Annotated in this window: 14 protein-coding genes; 9 read left to right on the forward strand and 5 right to left on the reverse strand. The window is 69.9% G+C overall.

All coding sequences use genetic code 11. From position 1 onward, the window contains the following. Positions 1–15 precede the first annotated feature (15 nt). The 6 genes from guaD (at position 16) to AC1DTW_RS23570 (ending at position 7,354) form a co-directional block, all read left to right on the forward strand. Positions 16–1,359, forward strand: a complete 1,344-nt coding sequence (gene guaD, locus AC1DTW_RS23545) for a guanine deaminase (protein ID WP_477983828.1) — start codon at positions 16–18, stop codon at positions 1,357–1,359. Between the two features lie 61 nt (positions 1,360–1,420). Beyond that, the gene (locus AC1DTW_RS23550; RefSeq protein ID WP_477983829.1) at positions 1,421–2,965 is read left to right on the forward strand and encodes an ABC transporter ATP-binding protein; all 1,545 of its coding nucleotides are present in this window, start codon (positions 1,421–1,423) and stop codon (positions 2,963–2,965) included. After that, on the forward strand, positions 2,952–4,085 hold the full coding sequence (locus AC1DTW_RS23555; RefSeq protein ID WP_477983830.1) for an ABC transporter permease: 1,134 nt from the start codon (positions 2,952–2,954) through the stop codon (positions 4,083–4,085). Before AC1DTW_RS23550 ends, AC1DTW_RS23555 begins: the two co-directional genes overlap by 14 nt. Position 4,086: 1 nt before the next feature. Beyond that, positions 4,087–5,007 (forward strand): ABC transporter permease, encoded by a 921-nt coding sequence (locus AC1DTW_RS23560; protein ID WP_477983831.1) that lies wholly within the window; start codon positions 4,087–4,089, stop codon positions 5,005–5,007. A gap of 54 nt (positions 5,008–5,061) precedes the next feature. Then, positions 5,062–6,237 (forward strand): BMP family ABC transporter substrate-binding protein, encoded by a 1,176-nt coding sequence (locus AC1DTW_RS23565; protein WP_477983832.1) that lies wholly within the window; start codon positions 5,062–5,064, stop codon positions 6,235–6,237. Positions 6,238–6,313: 76 nt separating this feature from the next. Then, a complete protein-coding gene (locus AC1DTW_RS23570; RefSeq protein WP_477983833.1) occupies positions 6,314–7,354 on the forward strand; it encodes an adenosine deaminase in 1,041 nt (346 codons plus the stop codon). 10 nt (positions 7,355–7,364) lie between these two features. On the opposite strand, the gene AC1DTW_RS23575 is transcribed toward AC1DTW_RS23570, so the two are convergent. Beyond that, entirely contained in the window at positions 7,365–7,709 is a 345-nt protein-coding gene (locus AC1DTW_RS23575) for a hypothetical protein (RefSeq protein ID WP_477983834.1), read from the reverse strand. Between the two features lie 278 nt (positions 7,710–7,987). Here AC1DTW_RS23575 and queE point away from each other — a divergent pair, with 278 nt between their 5' ends. Further along, entirely contained in the window at positions 7,988–8,623 is a 636-nt protein-coding gene (queE, locus tag AC1DTW_RS23580; protein ID WP_477983835.1) for a 7-carboxy-7-deazaguanine synthase, read from the forward strand. Continuing rightward, positions 8,623–8,991, forward strand: a complete 369-nt coding sequence (locus tag AC1DTW_RS23585; RefSeq protein ID WP_477983842.1) for a 6-pyruvoyl trahydropterin synthase family protein — start codon at positions 8,623–8,625, stop codon at positions 8,989–8,991. Before queE ends, AC1DTW_RS23585 begins: the two co-directional genes overlap by 1 nt. 6 nt (positions 8,992–8,997) lie before the next feature. On the opposite strand, the gene AC1DTW_RS23590 is transcribed toward AC1DTW_RS23585, so the two are convergent. Together AC1DTW_RS23590 and AC1DTW_RS23595 are read right to left on the reverse strand one after the other, a co-directional pair. Then, positions 8,998–9,603, reverse strand: coding sequence for a GNAT family N-acetyltransferase (locus AC1DTW_RS23590; RefSeq protein ID WP_477983836.1), 606 nt, complete (start codon positions 9,601–9,603; stop codon positions 8,998–9,000). Beyond that, positions 9,603–10,484: a dioxygenase family protein gene (locus tag AC1DTW_RS23595; protein WP_477983837.1), complete on the reverse strand. Its 882-nt coding sequence runs from the start codon at positions 10,482–10,484 to the stop codon at positions 9,603–9,605. The genes AC1DTW_RS23590 and AC1DTW_RS23595 overlap by 1 nt, the downstream gene beginning before the upstream one ends. Before the next feature lie 128 nt (positions 10,485–10,612). Between AC1DTW_RS23595 and AC1DTW_RS23600 the strand changes: the two genes are divergently transcribed. Continuing rightward, positions 10,613–13,177, forward strand: a complete 2,565-nt coding sequence (locus AC1DTW_RS23600) for an ABC transporter permease (RefSeq protein WP_477983838.1) — start codon at positions 10,613–10,615, stop codon at positions 13,175–13,177. Positions 13,178–13,189: 12 nt separating this feature from the next. Here the strand turns inward: AC1DTW_RS23600 and AC1DTW_RS23605 are convergent, their stop codons facing one another. Next, positions 13,190–15,121 (reverse strand): methyl-accepting chemotaxis protein, encoded by a 1,932-nt coding sequence (locus AC1DTW_RS23605; RefSeq protein WP_477983839.1) that lies wholly within the window; start codon positions 15,119–15,121, stop codon positions 13,190–13,192. A 13-nt stretch (positions 15,122–15,134) separates the two neighbouring features. Then, entirely contained in the window at positions 15,135–15,647 is a 513-nt protein-coding gene (locus AC1DTW_RS23610; RefSeq protein ID WP_477983840.1) for a chemotaxis protein CheW, read from the reverse strand. Between the last annotated feature and the right edge of the window lie 269 nt (positions 15,648–15,916).

The raw sequence follows: 15,916 nt of genomic DNA on the forward strand, positions 1-15,916 counted from the left end.
TTCGAGCCCACCGCGATGAACCCGACCCCTTCGACGCCCACCCGCATCGCCCTGCGCGGCGATCTGCTCGATTTCGAGTCCGAGCCCGCCTGGGGCGAGGTCGAATCCGCCGCGGTGCGCTTTCGCCCCGACCACTGGCTGCTGATCGAGAACGGCCGCATCCGCGGCGCGCAGGTCGACGCGCCCGACGCGAGCTGGCAGCGCCACGACCACCGCGGCCGGCTGATCCTGCCGGGCTTCATCGACTCGCACGTGCACATGCCGCAGCTCGACGTCATCGCGAGCTACGGCACCGAGCTGCTCGACTGGCTCAACACCTACACCTTCCCGGCCGAGATCTGCTTCGCCGATGCCGAGTGCTCGCGTGCCGGCGCCGCGCTGTTCACCGACGCGCTGCTCGCGCACGGCACGACCGCCGCGGTCGTGTTCCCGACCGCGCACAAGGTCTCGGCCGACGCGCTCTTCGCCGCCGCGCGGCAGCGCGGCATGCGCGTGATCACCGGCAAGGTGCTGCAGGATCGCCACTCGCCCGATGGCCTGCGCGACGACGTGACCCAGGCGCGGGCCGACTGCGTCGACCTGATCGAGCGCTGGCACGGCGTCGACCGCCTTGCCTATGCGGTAACGGTGCGCTTCGCGCCGAGCAGCTCGCCCGAGCAGCTCGCGATGGCCGGTGCGCTGTGCGCCGCCGACCCGACGCTGTACATGCAGACCCATGTCGCCGAGAACCGCGCCGAGGTGGCATGGGTGCGCGAGTTGTTCCCCGAGGCGCGCAGCTACCTCGACGTGTACGCGCGCGCCGGCCTGCTGCACCGGCGCAGCGTGCTCGCGCACGGCATCTGGCTCGACGATGCCGACCGCGCGGCGCTGCGCGACAGCGGCGCGCAGATCGCGCACAGCCCGTCGTCGAACCTGTTCCTCGGCAGCGGCCTGTTCGACTGGCGCGCGGCGACGCGGGCCGGCGCGGCGGTGAGCCTCGCGAGCGATGTCGGCGGCGGCACGAGCCTGTCGATGATCCGCACGATGGCCGATGCCTACAAGGTCCAGGCGATGGCCGGCCAGCGGCTGACGGCCTGGAAGGCGCTGCATGCGGCGACCCTCGGTGCCGCGAACGCGCTGCAGCTGGCCGACGAGATCGGCGCGCTCGAAGCCGGCCGCGTTGCCGACGTCTGCGTCTGGGACTGGGCCACCGAGCCGGTCGCGAAGCGCCGCATGGAACTCGCGCGCGGCCTGCACGAGCGGGTGTTCGCGTGGATGACGCTGGCCGACGACCGCAACCTGGTGCAGGCCTGGGTGGCCGGTGCCTTGCGGCATGGGAGCCATGGAGCAGCGGCAGCCGGCGCGGTCAGCACCGATTGACGTTGAATCGGGTGCGTGGCTTCATCAGAACGCCGTGCCGACCATCACAGGAGAGAAAACCGTGTTGCGACTCGAACTGGTCAACATCAGCAAGCAGTACCCCGCCGTGAAGGCGAACGACGCGGTGAACCTGCAGGTCGAGCCCGGCGAGATCCACGCCGTGCTCGGCGAGAACGGCGCCGGCAAGTCGACGATGATGAAGATGATCTACGGCGCGGTGCGGCCCGACGAAGGCGAGATCCGCTGGAACGGGCAGGCGGTCAACATCCGCAACCCGCAGGAGGCGCGGCACCTGGGCATCAGCATGGTGTTCCAGCACTTCAGCCTGTTCGACACGCTGTCGGCGGCCGAGAACGTCTGGCTCGGGCTGGACAAGTCGCTGAGCCTGGCCGAGGTCACGCAGCGCATGATGAAGGTCGAGAAGGAATACGGCCTGGATGTCGAGCCGCTGCGGCCGGTGCACACCTTGTCGGTCGGCGAGCGCCAGCGCGTCGAGATCGTGCGCGCGCTGATGACGAACCCGAAGTGCCTGATCCTCGACGAGCCGACCTCGGTGCTGACGCCGCAGGCGGTCGAGAAGCTCTTCATCACGCTGCGCAAGCTCGCGGCAGAAGGCACGAGCATCCTGTACATCAGCCACAAGCTCGACGAGATCCGCGCGCTGTGCAGCAACTGCACCGTGCTGCGCGGCGGCAAGGTCACCGGCATCGTCGATCCGCGCACCGAGACCAATGCCGGGCTGTCGCGCCTGATGATCGGCGCCGAGCCGCCGCAGCTGCAGCACCGGCCGCCGAAGCTCGGCGACGTGGTGCTCGATGTGCGCGGCCTGACGCTGGCGAAGGAAGACCACTTCGGGATGAGCCTGTCCGACATCCGCTTCCAGGTGCGCGCCGGCGAGATCCTCGGCATCGCCGGCGTCTCGGGCAACGGCCAGCAGGAGCTGATGGCGGCGCTGTCGGGCGAAGACCCGCGCTCGCCGAAGGATTCGCTGCACCTGTTCGGCCAGGACATCGCGCACGACACGCCCCGCGAGCGCCGCGCCGAGGGCCTGTACTTCGTGCCCGAAGAGCGGCTCGGCCGCGGCGCGGTGCCGACGCTGTCGCTGGCCGCGAACACGCTGCTGACACGCACCGAGGCCGTCGCCGACTCGGGCTGGGTGCGCACGGCCGAGGTCACGAAGCTCGCGCAGGAGCTGATCCGCCGCTTCAACGTCAAGGCCGGCGGGCCCGATGCGGCCGCGAAGAGCCTGTCGGGCGGGAACCTGCAGAAGTTCATCGTCGGCCGCGAGATCCACGCGAACCCGAAGCTGCTGATCGTCTCGCAGCCGACCTGGGGCGTCGACGTCGGTGCGGCCGCGCAGATCCGCGGCGAGCTGCTCGGCCTGCGCGACCAGGGCTGCGCGCTGCTCGTCGTCAGCGAAGAGCTCGACGAGCTGTTCGAGATCTGCGACCGGCTCGTCGTGATCGCGCAGGGCCGCGTATCGCCGAGCGTGCCGACCTCGCAGGCGACGATCGAGATGATCGGCGAGTGGATGTCCGGGTTGTGGGACAAGAGCGCGGGCGCGAGCGCCGGCCAGAACGAGGAGAGCCGCCATGCTGAAGCTTGAAGCCCGACCCGAACAATCCAGGCTGATGTCGGTGATGTCGCCGTTGCTGGCGCTCGCGATCACGGTCGTGATCGGCACGATCCTGTTCGTGCTGCTCGGCAAGGACCCGATGCGCGGCCTGTACATCTTCTTCGTCGAGCCGCTGAAGAGCGTCTACGCGCTGACCGAGCTCGCGATGAAGGCGACGCCGCTGATCCTGATCGCGCTCGGGCTCGCGGTGTGCTTCCGCTCGAACGTGTGGAACATCGGCGCCGAAGGCCAGTTCGTCGTGGGCGCGATCGCCGCGGCCGGCGTCGCGATGCACGCCGACAAGGAGACCGGTCGCTGGATCGTTGCCGTGGTGCTCGCCGCCGGCGTGCTCGGCGGCATGCTGTGGAGCGGCATCGTCGCGTTCCTGCGCGACCGCTTCAACGCCAACGAGATCCTGGTCAGCCTGATGCTGGTGTATGTCGCCGACCAGGTGCTCGGCTACCTGGTCTACGGGCCCTGGAAAGATCCGGCCGGCTTCAACTTCCCGCAGACGATCACGTTCCTGAAGTCGACCAACGTGCCGCGGCTGTTCACGGGCTTCCGCGTCAACATCGGGCTGATCCTCGCGCTGCTCGCGGTCGGCGCGTTCTGGGTGCTGCTGTTCCGCACCTACGCGGGCTTTCAGCTGCAGGTCGGCGGCCTCGCGCCGGCGGCGGCGCGCTACGCCGGCTTCTCGTCGCGCAAGGCGCTCTGGACCGCGCTGCTGCTGTCCGGCGGCATGGCCGGCCTGGCCGGCGCGCTCGAGGTCGCCGGGCCGCTCGGCCAGCTGACGCCTTACGTGCCGGCCGGCTACGGCTTCGCGGCGATCATCGTCGCGTATGTCGGCCGGCTGCACCCGGTGGGCATCATCTTCTCGGCGATCCTGATGAGCATGTTCTACATCGGCGGCGAGCTCGCGCAGTCGCGACTGGGGCTGCCGAAATCGCTGACCGGCGTGTTCCAGGGCCTGCTGCTGTTCACGCTGCTGGCCTGCGACACGCTGATCGCCTATCGCATCCGCTGGCAGGCCGCGCGGCCGGCGCCGCCGAAGCCGGTGCCTTCCGCGCCGATCGTGAGCGCGGCCGCCGCCACCACTGGAAAGGGCGCCTGACATGGACTCTCTTGCACTCCTGCTCGCCGCCACGCTGAACTCCGGCACCGTGCTCGCGTTCGCCGCGCTGGGCCTGCTGATCAACGAGCGCGCCGGCATCGTCAACCTCGGTGCCGAAGGCATCATGCTGGTCGCCGCGGTGGCCGGCTACGCGACCGCGTTCCACACCGGCAGCGACACGATGGCCTTCATCGGCGGCGCCGCGGCCGGCGCGCTGCTCGCCGCCGCGTTCGGCCTGCTGGTGATCTACCTCAACACGAACCAGTACGCGACCGGCCTCGCGCTGAGCCTGTTCGGCGCCGGCTTCTCGGCCTTCGTCGGCATCCGCTACACGCAGGCCAAGCTGGGCGAGCGGCCGAACTTCTCGGTGCCGTTCCTTTCCGACATCCCGCTCGTCGGCCCGGCCTTCTTCAGGCAGCATCCGATGGTCTACATCGCGATCGCGCTCACGGTCGGGCTCGCGTGGTTCCTGTACCGCTCGCGCGCCGGCCTGGTGCTGCGCGCGGTCGGCGAATCGCCCGAGTCGGCGCATGCGCTGGGCTACCCGGTGCGGCGCATCCGGATGTTCGCGGTGATGGTCGGCGGCGCGCTGTGCGGCATCTCGGGTGCGTACATCTCGGTCGTCTACACGCCGCTGTGGGTCGAGGGCATGGTCGCCGGCAAGGGCTGGATCGCGCTCGCGCTGACCACCTTCGCGACCTGGCGGCCGGCACGTGTCTTGCTCGGCGCGTACCTGTTCGGTGGGGTGACGATGCTGCAGTTCCACCTGCAGGGCGAAGGGGTGCAGATCCCGAGCCAGTTCCTGACGATGATGCCGTACCTGGCGACGATCCTCGTGCTGGTGCTGATCTCGCGCAACGCCACCTTCATCCGCGTCAACATGCCGGCGTCGATCGGCAAACCATTCTTCCCGGGCAGCTAGCTGCCACATAATTCCTGCGCTTCACACGACCCGAATCCTCAACCTGGAGACGACATGAGCTTCCATTCCAAGCGTTCAATGATCAAGCTGGCGAGCCTCGGCTCGATCGCTGCGGCCGCCGCGCTCGTCGGCTGCGGCAAGAAGGAAGAAGCGCCGACCGCCGCTGCGCCGGCTTCGGCGCCGGTCGCTGCGGCGTCGGCGCCGGCGAAGGCCGAGCCCTTGAAGATCGCGTTCGCGTATGTCGGCCCGGTCGGTGACGGCGGCTGGACCTTCGCGCACGACAACGCGCGCAAGGCGGTCGAGAAGGAGTTCGGCGACAAGGTGGTCACCAGCTTCGTCGAGAAGGTGCCCGAGGCGGCCGATGCCGAGCGCGTGTTCCGCGACATGGCCGGCCAGGGCAACAAGCTGATCTTCGGCACGACCTTCGGCTACATGGAGCCGATGCTGAAGACCGCGGCCGACCTGAAGGACGTGAAGTTCGAGCACGCGACCGGCTACAAGCAGGCCGACAACCTGCGCACCTACGACTCGCGCACGTACGAAGGCGCGTACATGGCCGGCGTGATCGCCGGCGGCATGAGCAAGACCGGCACGATCGGCGTCGTCGGCTCGATCCCGATTCCCGAGGTGATCCGCAACATCAACAGCTTCACGCTCGGCGCGCAGTCGGTGAACCCGAAGATCAAGACCAAGGTCGTCTGGGTCAACGAATGGTTCAACCCGCCGAAGGAAACCGAGGCCGCGCAGTCGCTGATGAACGGCGGCGCCGACGTGCTGATGCAGAACACCGATTCGTCGGCGGTGCTGCAGACGGCCGAGAAGGCCGGCAAGTACGCGTTCGGCTGGGACAGCGACATGACCGCCTACGCGCCGAAGGCCCACCTCGCGTCGGCCATCATCAACTGGGCGCCGTACTACATCAAGGCCACGAAGGACGCGCTCGACGGCACCTGGAAGGGCAACGAGGCCGCGTGGTGGGGCGTCAAGCAGGGCGCGATCGACATCGTCTCGATCTCCGACAAGGTGCCGGCCGATCTGAAGGAGAAAGTCGAGAAGGTCAAGGCCGGCCTGAAGGACGGCAGCTTCGCGATCTGGAAGGGCCCGATCGTCGGTTCCGACGGCAAGGAAGTGCTCGCCAAGGACGCGGTCGCCGACGACAAGTTCCTCGGCGGCATCAAGTTCTATGTCAAGGGCGTCGAAGGCAAGGTGCCGGGCGGCGACGCCAAGTAAGGCGCTCGCGCTTCGTATCATCGAGAGGCCGCCGCGTGCGGCCTCTTTCGTTTGGGCACGACACCAGCACGACACCATGATCGACTTCGACGCCATCCCCCGCGACCGCCTGCCCGCGCTGCTGCGCGCCATGCCGAAGGCCGAGCTGCACATCCACATCGAGGGCTCGCTCGAACCCGAGCTGATCTTCGCGCTGGCGCAGCGCAACGGCGTTGCGCTGCCGTACGCCAGCGTCGACGCGCTGCGCGCGGCCTACGCGTTCAGCGACCTGCAGAGCTTTCTCGACATCTACTACGCCGGCGCGAGCGTGCTGCTGCACGAGCCCGACTTCTTCGACATGGCAATGGCGTACTTCCGCCGCGCGGCCGCCGACAACGTCGTGCGCGCCGAGCTGTTCTTCGACCCGCAGACCCACACCGACCGCGGCGTGCCGATCGGGACCGTGATCGCCGGCCTGACGCGCGCCTGCGAGACCGCGCGGCGCGAGCTCGGCGTCGATGGCGCGCTGATCCTGTGCTTTCTGCGCCACCTCAGCGAAGACGCGGCCTTCGCGACGCTCGAGGCCGCGCTGCCGCACCGCGCGCACGTCATCGGCGTCGGCCTGGACAGCAGCGAACGCGGCAACCCGCCGGAGAAATTCGCACGCGTGTTCGCGCGCTGCCGCGAACTCGGCCTGCACCTCGTCGCCCATGCGGGCGAGGAGGGCCCGCCGGCCTACATCTGGAGCGCGCTCGACGTGCTGCATGTCGAGCGCATCGACCACGGCGTCGCGTGCATGGCCGATCCGACGCTGGTCGCACGGCTGGCGGCCGAGCGCGTGCCGTTGACCGTCTGCCCGCTGTCGAACGTCAAGCTGTGCGTCTACCCGACGATGGACCGGCACAACCTTGCCGCGCTGCTCGATGCCGGCCTGTGCGCGACCGTCAACTCCGATGACCCGGCCTACTTCGGCGGCTACGTGAACCAGAACTACCTCGAGGCCTTCGCGGCCCTGCCGCAGCTCGGCGCGCGGCACGCCTACCGGCTGGCGGCGAACAGCTTCGAGGCCAGTTTCGCCGGCAGCGACGCCAAGCGGCAATGGATGCAGGCGCTGGACCGGGCGTTCGCGTCGGCCTGATCCCCTCTCGTCACTGCAGCCGCTTCGGCGCGGCGGCCTGAAAGCGGGCGTCGCCGCGGCCGAGCCCGGTGTCGCGGTCGACCTCACACGCCGCTTCTTCGGTGCAGCGGCGCATCGCCTGCCAGCGGTCCTGAAGGCCCAGCAGCACCTGCCGGAAGCCGAGCGAGAGCCGCGGGTGATCGACCAGCAGCGCCAGGTTGTCGACGATCTTCCGGCTCATCCGCAGCCGCTGCGCCGGGTCGTGATCGGCCTGCAGCGCCTGGCCGTAGCCGGTCATCAACGCGAATGTGCCGGCCAGCACCGCCTCCAGGCTGGGCAGCTCGTGTTCCTCGGTGCGCGGTGTGATGCGGGGCATGCGGCTCTCCAGTTGGCGATCGGGGTCAGCCTACCGTAAATGAGAACGATTCGCAAATAGTCGAGTCGAGATCGGGGCGGCCGTCGTCGCGGTCTGCGACAATCGAGCACCCGCCGCCTGCGTGCCCCCGCAGACGCCCGGCTTGTCGAATCCGGGGCCATGTAGAGGAACACCATGTTCAAAAACCTCGCCCGCGCCAGCGCTCCGCTGGCCGCGTCGCTTTTCGATGTTGCATCCCTTGCCGCTGCTGCAGGTCACCGCCCCAAGAGGAGCGCGCGATGACCTACAGCGTGAAGGAAATTTTCTACACCTTGCAGGGCGAAGGCATCAATGCCGGTCGGCCCGCGGTGTTCTGCCGCTTCGCCGGCTGCAACCTCTGGTCGGGGCGCGAGGTCGACCGTGACAGCGCGGTCTGCCGCTTCTGCGACACGGACTTCGTCGGCACCGACGGTACGCTGGGCGGCAAGTTCGAGTCGGCGGGCGAGCTCGCGGGCTCGATCGAATCCTGCTGGCCCGACACCGGCCACGGCCGCCGGCTCGTCGTGCTCACGGGCGGCGAACCGCTGCTGCAGGTGGATGTGACGCTGATCGAGGCGCTGCATGCGCACGGCTTCGAGATCGCGGTCGAAACGAACGGCACCGTCGAGCCGCCACCCGGGCTGGACTGGGTCTGTGTCAGTCCGAAGGCGGGCGCGGCGCTGAAGCTGCGTCGCGGTCACGAGCTCAAGGTGGTCGTGCCGCAGGCCGGTCAGGACCTGGACGCGCTGGCCGGGCTGGCCTTCGAGCACTTCCTGCTGCAGCCGATGGACGGCCCGCGCGTGCGCGAGAACACGCAGTACGCGATCGCCGCCTGCCTGGCCGACCCGCGCTGGCGCCTCAGCGTGCAGACGCACAAGGCGATCGGCATCCGATGATGAAGTACGAGCTGACCCAGCGCTTCTTTTTCGAAGCGGCCCACACGCTGCAGCGCGAACACGAAGCCGACGCGAGCCGGCGCATACACGGGCACACCTACCGCGCGAAGGTCGCGGTCGGTGGCGTGCCCGACGCACGCTCCGGCATGGTCGTCGACCTCGCGCTGCTGCGCCAGGCGATCGAGCAGGTCAGGGGCCAGCTCGACCACCGCCTGCTCGACGACGTGCAAGGGCTCGGTCCCGCGACGCTCGAAAACCTCTGCAGGTTCATCCACGACCACGTCAGGCGGCCCGACTGGCGCGTCATCAGCGTCGAGGTCGGCCGCGAAGCGAGCGGGGATTCGTGCTGCCTGCGGGCCGACGGCTGAGAAGGTTCAGTCGGACCGCCACGCCGCCGGCGCCACGAATCCCTTGTTCAGCAGCGCGACGAGCCGGTGCACGCGCCACAGGCCGTCGATGAACAGGTAGTCGGGACAGACGCCTTCGTCGTGGAAGTTCAGGCGCCTGAGCACCTCGGCGCTGCGCCAGTTCTCGGGCCGGTACGCGGCCTGGATGCGGTGCAGGTTGATGCGCGGCGAGAACACCTCGGCGATCGCGCAGCGCAGCGCTTCGGTCATCAGCGCCTGACCTTCGCAGTCCTGATCGAGCGCGTAGCCGAGGTTGCAGCTCTGGAACGCGCTGCGCACGATGTTCGAGAAGTTGATGCTGCCGATCACCCGGCCGGTGTCGCCGATCGGCTGCAGCAGGTAGCGAAAGCCGGTGCCGGCCGCGAACGCCGCGCCCGCGTCGCGGAGGCGCCGTGCCTGTACGGCCTCGGTGAAGAAGCCGGGTTCGGTCGGCGGATCCCAGGGCGCGAGGTGCGCGCGGTTGCGTTCGTGGAAATCGAGCAGCGCGGCCGCGAGGTGCTCGTCCGCCGCGACCAGCCGGAGCCGCGCCGTCAGCAACAGCGGCGCCGCGACGGCCGGGGCGGCGTCGACCATCAGTGCGCGACCGGCCCGGGATCGCCGGCCTCGGCGAGTTCGAAATGCCGCGCCAGGCGTGGCGCGCTCGGGCCGAACGCGTACGCGTCCATGCCGACGCTGCCGAGTTCGACGCTCGCGTGCAGGCGCCGCGGCGCGTCGGCCCGGCCGCCGGCGCCGGCGGCAACGTACCAGGGCAGCAGGTGCTCGTCGGTCGGATGCATGTCGACGGCGTGCGGCGCGCGCTGGCGGTAGTCGAGCAGCGCCTCCCAGTCGAGCGCGGCGCTGCGCGCGCGCATCCACTCGCGAAAGGCCGCGCTCTCCGGGATCTCCGACCGCGCGCCATTCGAACGCAGCCCGCCGGCGAACGCGCGACGCAGGTTGTGCGTGATGCTGCCGGTGCCCAGGATCAGCACGCCTTCGCGGGCCAGCGGCGCCAGGGCGGCACCGAGCGCGAACTGCTGCGCCGGCGTCTGGTCGGGCACGAACGCGAGCGGCAGGATCGGCACGTCGGCCTGCGGATAGATGTAGCGCAATGCGGTCCAGATGCCGTGGTCCAGGCCGCCTTCGTTCAGCGTGTGCGAGGCGATGCCGGCGCCTTCGAGCAGGCCGGTGACGCGCGCCGCCAGCGCCGGCGCGCCGGCCGCGTCGTAGCGCATCTGGTTCAGGCGCGCATCGAAGTTGCCGAAGTCGTAGACCGCCGCGTGGCGCGCCGCGGCCAGCAGAACCGGCGCGCGCGCGGCGGTATGCGCCGAGATCGCGAGGATCGCCTGCGGCCGACCGAACTCGGCGTCGATTGCCGGGCCGAGGCGCTGCATGAATGCGCCGGCGGCGCCCGGCTCGAGCGCGATCATCGGCGAGCCGTGTGAAACGAAGATCGGGGGCAGCGCGGTGTTTTCCATGGGCTCATTACAGCACCGCGGCCTGCGGCGGGTGTTCGACGCGCTTGCACGCAGCGTTCAGGCGAGCGTTCGGTGCAAAAGGCCTTGGCGCGTTCAGAGCGCCGGCGAGTCGTGTAAGTTCCGCCTCCATGAACGACACCCTCTCCACGGCGATGCGCTCGCCCTCCGTGTGGCGCCTCGCCGGCCGGCAGATGGCGCGCGATTTCCGGGCCGGCGAGCTGCGGCTGCTGGTGGTCGCGGTGATGCTCGCGGTCGCGGCGCTGAGCGCGGTCGGCTTCTTCGCCGACCGCATCGACGGCGGCCTTGCGCGCGACGCCCGCCAGCTGCTCGGCGGCGACGCGATCGTCGCGTCCGATCAGCCGACGCCGGCCGTGTTCGCCGCGAAGGCGCGTGAACTCGGCCTCGTGACCGCGACGACCGCCGGCTTCCCGAGCATGGGCCGCGCCAGCGAAGCGCAGGGCGGGGCCTCGCGCCTGGTCAGCGTCAAGGCGGTCAGCGATACCTATCCGCTGCGCGGCCGCGTGACCGTCGCCGGCGCCGCCGGTGCCGACGAGCAGGCGCGCGTCGGCGCGCCGGAGCGCGGCAGCGCGTGGGTCGACCCGGCGCTGCTCGCGGCACTCGGCCTGAAGGTCGGCGACACGCTGCTGCTCGGCGATGCGAGCCTGCGCATCGCGCAGACCATCGTCAACGAGCCGGATCGCGGCACCGGCTTCGCGTCGTTCGCGCCGCGCGTGATGCTGAACCAGGCCGATCTGCCGGCGACCGGGCTGATTCAGCCGGCGAGCCGCGTGACCTACCGGCTCGCGGTTGCCGGCATCAGCGAGCCGCCGGTGCGCCAGTTCGTCGACTGGGCCGAGGCCCGGATCAAGAGCGCGAACCTGCGCGGGCTGCGCGTCGAGTCGCTCGCGACCGGCCGGCCCGAGATGCGCCAGACGCTGGATCGTGCGGGCAAGTTCCTGAACCTGGTCGCGCTGCTGTCGGCGCTGCTCGCGGCGGTCGCGGTCGGCATCGCGTCGCGCGATTTCGCGAGCCGCCATCTGGACGACTGCGCGATGCTGCGCGTGCTCGGCCTCTCGCAGCGCACGATCGCGCTGCAGTACATCGTCGAGTTCGTCGCGATCGGCGTCGTCGCGAGCCTCGTCGGCGTGCTGCTCGGCTTCGCGGTGCACTACGTGTTCGTGCTGCTGCTCGCCGGGCTGGTCGATTCGAGCCTGCCGGCGCCGAGCCTGTGGCCGGCGCTGTTCGGTGTCGGCGTCGGCTTCACGCTGCTGGTCGGCTTCGGCCTGCCGCCGGTGCTGCAGCTCGCGCAGGTGCCGCCGCTGCGCGTGATCCGGCGCGATGTCGGCGCGTTGAAGCCGGCGTCGATCGCGGTGCTCGCGGCCGGTGCGGTCGGCTTCGCGGCACTGCTGCTCGCGGTGGCCAGCGATGTGAAGCTCGGGCTGATCGCGGTCGGCGGGTTCGCGGCGGCGGTCGCGGTGTTCGCGCTTCTGTCGTGGATCGCGGTGTCGCTGCTGAAGCGGGCCGTGCCCGAGGCGGGCGCGCCGCGCTGGCTGGTGCTGGCGACGCGCCAGATCGCCGCGCGGCCGGCCTTCGCGGTGCTGCAGGTCTCGGCGCTGAGCGTCGGCCTGCTCGCGCTGGTGCTGCTGGTGCTGCTGCGCACCGACCTGATCGACAGCTGGCGCCAGGCGACGCCGAAGGACGCACCGAACCGCTTCGTCATCAACGTGCAGCCGGACCAGAGCGAGGCCTTCCGCCAGCGCCTGCAGGGCGCCGGTGTGAACCGCTACGACTGGTTCCCGATGTTCCGCGGCCGGCTCGTCGCGATCAACGACAAGCCCGTCAAGCTCGACGACTACAAGGACGATCGCGCGCAGCGCCTGCTCGACCGCGAGTTCAACCTCAGCAACGACGCCGACATGCCGCCGCACAACCTGCTCGCGGGCGGGCGCTGGACGCGCAACGAGGCGAACGCGGTCAGCGTCGAAGAGGGCCTGGCGCAGACGCTCGGGCTGAAGCTCGGCGACGAGTTGCGCTTCGACATCGGCGGCGCTTCGGCACAGGGCCGCATCACGAGCCTGCGCAAGGTCGACTGGGGCTCGATGCGCGTCAACTTCTTCGTGATGTTCCCGACCGCGACCTTGCCCGATGTGCCGCTGAGTTACATCGCGGCCTACCACGCGCCCGGCGGCCCGAACGGCAATGCGGGGTTCGACAACGGCCTCGCGCGCGACTTTCCGAACATCACGAACATCGACGTCTCGGCCTCGATCGCGCAGATCCAGCGCGTGCTCGACCAGGTCGTGCGCGCGGTCGAGTTCCTGTTCGGCTTCACGCTCGCCGCCGGCCTGGTGGTGCTGTTCGCCGCGGTCAGCGCGACGCGCGAGGCGCGCTCGCGCGAGTTCGCGGTGATGCGCGCGCTGGGCGCGAGCGGCAAGCTGCTCGCGCAGGTGCAGCGCGCCGAGCTGCTCGGGGTCGGCGCACTTGCCGGCGTGCTCGCCTCGGGCGCCGCGATGGCGGTCGGCTGGGCGCTGGCGCGCTACGTGTTCGAGTTCAGCTGGAACGCATCGCCCTGGGTGCCGCTCGCGGGCGGTGCCGCTGGCGCGCTGCTCGCGCTGGCGGCCGGCTGGTGGGGCCTGCGCGAGGTGCTGCGCCGGCCGGTGGTGCAGACGCTGCGGCAGGCCGCCGACCTGTGATCGTTGCGGCGATCAGGCCGGCTGCAATTTGAAGCCGCCGACGACCTCGGCCAGCTTGCCGGCCTGACCCTTCAGCGATTCGGCCGCGGCCGCCGACTGTTCGACCAGCGCAGCGTTCTGCTGTGTCATCTGGTCGAGCTGGCTCACCGAGCTGCTGACCTCGCCGATCCCGGTGCTCTGACCCGACGCGGCCGCGCTGATCTCGCCGATCATCTGTGTCACGCGCTGCACCGATGCGACGATCTCGTTCATCGTGCGGCCGGCATCGGCGACGAGCTTCGAGCCGCCCTCGACCTTTTCGACCGAGGCGCCGATCAGGCCCTTGATCTCCTTCGCCGCTTCGGCGCTGCGCTGCGCGAGCGATCGCACCTCGCTGGCGACGACCGCGAAGCCGCGCCCTTGTTCGCCGGCGCGCGCCGCCTCGACCGCCGCGTTCAGCGCGAGGATGTTGGTCTGGAATGCGATGCCGTCGATCACGCCGATGATGTCGGCGATCTTCTTCGACGCTGAATTGATCTGGTCCATCGTGGCCACGACCTCGCCGACGACGACACCGCCGCGACGCGCGATCTCGGTGGCGTTGGCCGCCAGGCGGTTCGCCTGCTGTGCCGAGTCGGCCGACTGCCTGACGGTACCGGTCAGCTGCTCCATCGACGCGGCCGCCTGCTGCAGGTTCGACGCGGTCTGCTCGGTGCGCGCGCTCAGGTCGTGGTTGCCGGTCGCGATCTCGGCGCTCGCGGTGTTGATCGAATCGACCGAGTTGCGCACGCCGGTCAGCGTGAGGTTGAACTGGCCGCGCATCGCCTCGACCTCGCGGATCAGCGTGCCGATCTCGTCGCTGCGCTCGCTGCGAAAGGCCTGGCGCAGGTCACCGCGCGAGACCGCGGTGACGGCCACGCCGAGCTCGCGCAGCGGCCGCGCAACCCAGCGCCGCATCATCCAGAACAGGCCCAGGCCGAGTGCGACGGTCGCGCCGCCCAGCATCAGCCAGAACGGCAGCAGGCTGGCCCAGTGCGAGCGCATCGCTTCGCGCTCGGAGACCTCGCCGACCACCCACCAGCCGGTGTTCTTGTTCTTGCGCACGGTCGCCCAGGTGTCGTCGGCGCTGCCCAGCAGCGGCTTCACGTGCGGGACCAGGCCGTTCTCGCTGGCACCGATCTGCGCCAGCAGCCCCTCGCTGCCGGGGTAGGCCTCGAGCACCTTCTTGCCCTTCGCGGTCGGATGGATCATGAACACCGCGTCGGCCGGCGCGCTCTTCGGATCGATCGCGTAGACGCCGCCGCTGTCGAAGAACTTCGTCTGCGCGGCCAGCGTTTCCAGCGAAGCCTGGAACGGGCTCAGGTCGAAGCCGATGAAGAGCGCGCCGACGACCTTGCCGGCCGCGTCGTGGATCGGCTCGTAGCGCGTCATGTACGGCTTGCCGAACAGCATCGCACGGCCGACGTACGGCCTGTCCTGCACCAGGCCGGCGAAGGCGGGGTGCGTCTTGCCCAGCTTGGTGCCGAGCGCGCGTTCGCCGTTCTCCTTCTTCAGCGAGGTCGTCAGGCGCACGAAGTCGTCGCCCTGGCGCGAGAACACGGTCGCGACGCCGCCGGTGAATTGGTTGAACTTGTCGACCGCGGTGAAGTTGTCCTTGAGCGAGGTGCCGAAGTTCTGCAGGTCGCCGGTCGCGATGTCGTGCACGAACGTGGTGTCGAAGTCTTGCTTGAACACCGTGAACAGGCGATCGACCATCGCGCGCGAGGTCATGTCGAAGGCGTCGGCCGAATCGGCGACCGCCTGCGTCTTGTCGCCGACCCATGTCACGAGCTGCTGGTGTGCACGATCGGTCACGATCACGCTCATCAGCGTGCAGATGCCCAGCAGCACGGCCGCGAGGCCGGCGCTGCCGACGAGCGAGATCTTCGTCGCGATCGAGCCGCGAACGCGCCGTGCGGTGCCCATCGTGGTTGCGACTTCAGTGCACGCTGTTGATCAGCCCCATCTCTTCGCTGGCCATCAGCCCCTCGATGTCCATCAGGATCAGCATGCGTTCGGCGACGCTGCCGATGCCGGTGATGAAGCTGGTGTCGATCGCCGAGCTCATCTCGGGCGCGGGCTTGATCGTTCCGGCATCGAGCGCGAGCACGTCGGAAACCGAGTCGACGACGGCGCCGACGACGCGCCCCTTCACGTTGAGCACGATCACGACGGTGAAGCTGTTGTACTCGGCGCTGTCGCAGCCGAGCTTCAGGCGCAGGTCGACGATCGGCACGATCACGCCGCGCAGGTTGACGACGCCCTTGATGAACGACGGCGCATTCGCGATGCGCGTCGGCGGTTCGTACGAACGGATCTCCTGGACCTTCAGGATGTCGATGCCGTACTCCTCGGCGCCGAGGCGGAAGGTCAGGAATTCGCCGCCCATCGCCGCGGCGCTGCGCGCGGCTTCGTGCTGGGCGATCTGGCGGGCGTCGGTGATCATGTCCATGGTCGTGTCTCTGTGGTCGGTCGGTGAGGTGGGGCAGCGCAGCGTGGGGCGCTCGAATGTCTATCGACGCTTTCGGCGCCGCCTGAAGGGCTGAATGCGTCGCCGCGGGTCAGAAGGTTTCCCAGTCGTCGCCGGCCGGTGCGCTGGCGGCCGGTGGCAGCGGTTTCGCGGCGGCGGGTTTTGCGCCGACGGCGCGGCCGGCGGGCGCGGCCGGTGCAGGCTTGCGCGGCGGCGCCGGCTTGGGCGACGCGGCGGCGGGCGCGTTGCGC

This window comes from Rhizobacter sp. P5_A1 (assembly GCF_056400745.1).

Coding starts and splice junctions, on each gene's coding strand:
- AC1DTW_RS23590 (WP_477983836.1), bottom strand. CDS start 9,603: ATGGTCGACGCCGCCCCGGCCGTCGCGGCGCCGCTGTTGCTGACGGCG.
- AC1DTW_RS23560 (WP_477983831.1), top strand. CDS start 4,087: ATGGACTCTCTTGCACTCCTGCTCGCCGCCACGCTGAACTCCGGCACC.
- AC1DTW_RS23595 (WP_477983837.1), bottom strand. CDS start 10,484: ATGGAAAACACCGCGCTGCCCCCGATCTTCGTTTCACACGGCTCGCCG.
- AC1DTW_RS23600 (WP_477983838.1), top strand. CDS start 10,613: ATGAACGACACCCTCTCCACGGCGATGCGCTCGCCCTCCGTGTGGCGC.
- AC1DTW_RS23605 (WP_477983839.1), bottom strand. CDS start 15,121: ATGGGCACCGCACGGCGCGTTCGCGGCTCGATCGCGACGAAGATCTCG.
- AC1DTW_RS23565 (WP_477983832.1), top strand. CDS start 5,062: ATGAGCTTCCATTCCAAGCGTTCAATGATCAAGCTGGCGAGCCTCGGC.
- AC1DTW_RS23585 (WP_477983842.1), top strand. CDS start 8,623: ATGAAGTACGAGCTGACCCAGCGCTTCTTTTTCGAAGCGGCCCACACG.
- AC1DTW_RS23575 (WP_477983834.1), bottom strand. CDS start 7,709: ATGCCCCGCATCACACCGCGCACCGAGGAACACGAGCTGCCCAGCCTG.
- guaD (WP_477983828.1), top strand. CDS start 16: ATGAACCCGACCCCTTCGACGCCCACCCGCATCGCCCTGCGCGGCGAT.
- AC1DTW_RS23570 (WP_477983833.1), top strand. CDS start 6,314: ATGATCGACTTCGACGCCATCCCCCGCGACCGCCTGCCCGCGCTGCTG.
- queE (WP_477983835.1), top strand. CDS start 7,988: ATGACCTACAGCGTGAAGGAAATTTTCTACACCTTGCAGGGCGAAGGC.
- AC1DTW_RS23610 (WP_477983840.1), bottom strand. CDS start 15,647: ATGGACATGATCACCGACGCCCGCCAGATCGCCCAGCACGAAGCCGCG.
- AC1DTW_RS23555 (WP_477983830.1), top strand. CDS start 2,952: ATGCTGAAGCTTGAAGCCCGACCCGAACAATCCAGGCTGATGTCGGTG.